Origin of the sequence: Veillonella sp. oral taxon 780 str. F0422 (assembly GCF_000221605.1) — a bacterium.
GTDB lineage: Bacteria > Bacillota > Negativicutes > Veillonellales > Veillonellaceae > F0422.
Genome location: NZ_AFUJ01000021.1, coordinates 1 through 2,265 on the forward strand (window position 1 = coordinate 1; position 2,265 = coordinate 2,265).

Annotated in this window: 2 protein-coding genes and 1 pseudogene; all 3 read left to right on the top strand. The window is 35.5% G+C overall.

The genetic code is table 11. The annotated features are described in order from the left end of the window. Positions 1–15 precede the first annotated feature (15 nt). Positions 16–456 (top strand): hypothetical protein, encoded by a 441-nt coding sequence (locus HMPREF9200_RS02605; RefSeq protein WP_009353256.1) that lies wholly within the window; start codon positions 16–18, stop codon positions 454–456. Positions 457–623: 167 nt separating this feature from the next. Then, positions 624–1,070 (top strand): GNAT family N-acetyltransferase, encoded by a 447-nt coding sequence (locus tag HMPREF9200_RS02610; RefSeq protein ID WP_009353257.1) that lies wholly within the window; start codon positions 624–626, stop codon positions 1,068–1,070. 209 nt (positions 1,071–1,279) lie between these two features. Further along, positions 1,280–2,265 (top strand): annotated as a pseudogene (gene coaBC / locus HMPREF9200_RS02615) (bifunctional phosphopantothenoylcysteine decarboxylase/phosphopantothenate--cysteine ligase CoaBC); the annotation flags it as partial.

The following is a 2,265-nucleotide window of genomic DNA, read 5'->3' on the forward strand; positions in this document are numbered from 1 at the left end:
AAATAGGAGGACATCATGAGAACAGAAAAATTATTAGAAGAGTTGGAAAATTTAATTGTTACTAGTAACAATATGATTATGACAAATAAAAAATTAATTGAAGAAGAAGAAATTATGCGTATTGTAGATGCATTAACAGAATCTTTGCCTCTTGAATTAGAAGAATCTCGTCGTATTGTAGCAGAGCGTGATCGTATTGTAGCGGAAGGTCAAAAACAAGCGGATGCATTAATTGAACAAGCGAAAGAATACATTCAAAAATTAACAGAAGAAAGTGAATTGGTAAAACAAGCACAAGAACATGCTAATCATATTATTGCAGAGGCTAATAAATCTTCGGAAGAACTCAAAAATAGTTCTATTCAATATGCTAGTGATGTATTCAAATATGTAGAATCTAATTTAGAGCGTACATTAGAAGCATTGCAAGAAAATCGTCAAACATTGCACAAATAACATTAATTAAGCACTTTTTGAGAGGTACTCTTAAAAGGTGCTTTTTATTAAAATTAGAGATTTTTATATTTGCTAGTAATACAAAATTAAAAAAATAAAAGGAGTTTTTATAATTTCGTCGAATACTAACAATATCAGTTTCATGTAATACTATGAGGAGGTATACTATGAATTTTGAAATTCGTAATGGCCACGATTATATTGATGAAGTAAAAGATTTGTTTGTAGAGTATGTACGATCATTAGGAGTATCTGCTAATTTAAGAGAGTTTCATGGACTGGAAGAAAAATATAAAGGTGAAGGTGAAGCCTTATATATTGCCTTTATCGATAACAAACCAGCAGGCTGTGTTGCGTTGCGTTATGTAGATAGTAAAACAGCGGCTATGAAACGGTTGTATGTTCGTCCAGCATTTAGACACAGTTCTTTAGGTACAAATATGGCTAAAATGGTAGTAGAAGATGCTCGTGAATTTGGATATAAAACATTGCTACTAGATAGCTTGCCAAGTATGGAAAATGCAAAAGAATTATATACAAGCTTAGGATTTAAAAAATTAGATGGTACCAAGAAGCCGGTAAAGACAGTAGTTCATTTATCATTACCTCTGTAGAGGTCAATCATTGATGGATTTTATATTCATCATATAAATATGTAAAAAGCTGTAACAAATTATGCTCCTTTTAATTTGTATACAGCTTTTTTCGTGGATAAAGATGTTTTGAGTTTTTATGGATAAAAATATTGATGTATTACTTATCCAGATACTGTATAATAGGGTGAGTATAGAAAGTCTATTAATTGAATTAGTTCTATAGGAAGGTGAGACCTTTGAAGGGTAAGCATATTGTAGTAGGTGTAACAGCAGGAATAGCAGCCTATAAAGCAGTAGAGTTAGTAAGCCGTTTATATAAAGCGGGAGCAGAAGTAAAAGTGGTAATGACGAGAAATGCCACTAAATTTGTGAGTCCCCTTGTGTTTGGTGAAATTAGTAAACACAAAGTGGCTGTGGAAATGTTTGAAAATGTACAGGATTGGAATGTAGAGCATATTGCCTATGCAACTTGGGCAGATGCTTATGTGATAGCACCTGCAACGGCTAATATGATTGCTAAAATGGCGTATGGAATTGCAGATGATATGTTATCTACCCAATTATTGGCCACAACGGCCCCTGTATTTGTATGTCCAGCTATGAATAGTAACATGTATGCCCATCCAACTGTGCAAGAAAATTTATCTATCTTACGTGGTAGAGGTGTTCATGTGCTAGAACCTGACAGTGGACTCCTAGCATGTGGGGTAGAAGGAAAAGGGCGTTTGCCAGATCCGCAAAAAATTATGGACTGGGTGGACTTTCATTTAGGGAAAACAGAACTACTGCAAGGTAAAACGGTTATCGTCAGTGCCGGTGGTACGCAAGAAGCAATTGATCCGGTTCGATATATTACGAATCGATCTAGTGGAAAGATGGGATACGCGGTAGCATTAAAAGCAGCCCAAGCCGGTGCTAAGACAATTTTGGTATCTGCTCCCACAGATCTTGCTGTGCCAATTGGTGTAGAGCGTATTATAGTTTGTTCTGCTACAGAGATGAAAGAGGCTATAGATAGTCACTATGACTCTGCAGATGCTGTGATCATGGCTGCGGCTGTGGCGGACTATCGTGTAGCTGAGGTAGCGGACAATAAAATAAAAAACAAGAAACTATGACATTAGAGCTAGTAAAAAATCCAGATATATTAGCAAGCTTAGGAGAGCGTAAACAGCAACAAAAATTAATTGGTTTTGCGGCGGAAACACAAGAT

What these genes read in the sequence shown, in the direction of transcription:
- HMPREF9200_RS02605 (WP_009353256.1), top strand. Translation starts at nt 16, where the DNA reads ATGAGAACAGAAAAATTATTAGAAGAGTTGGAAAATTTAATTGTTACT.
- HMPREF9200_RS02610 (WP_009353257.1), top strand. Translation starts at nt 624, where the DNA reads ATGAATTTTGAAATTCGTAATGGCCACGATTATATTGATGAAGTAAAA.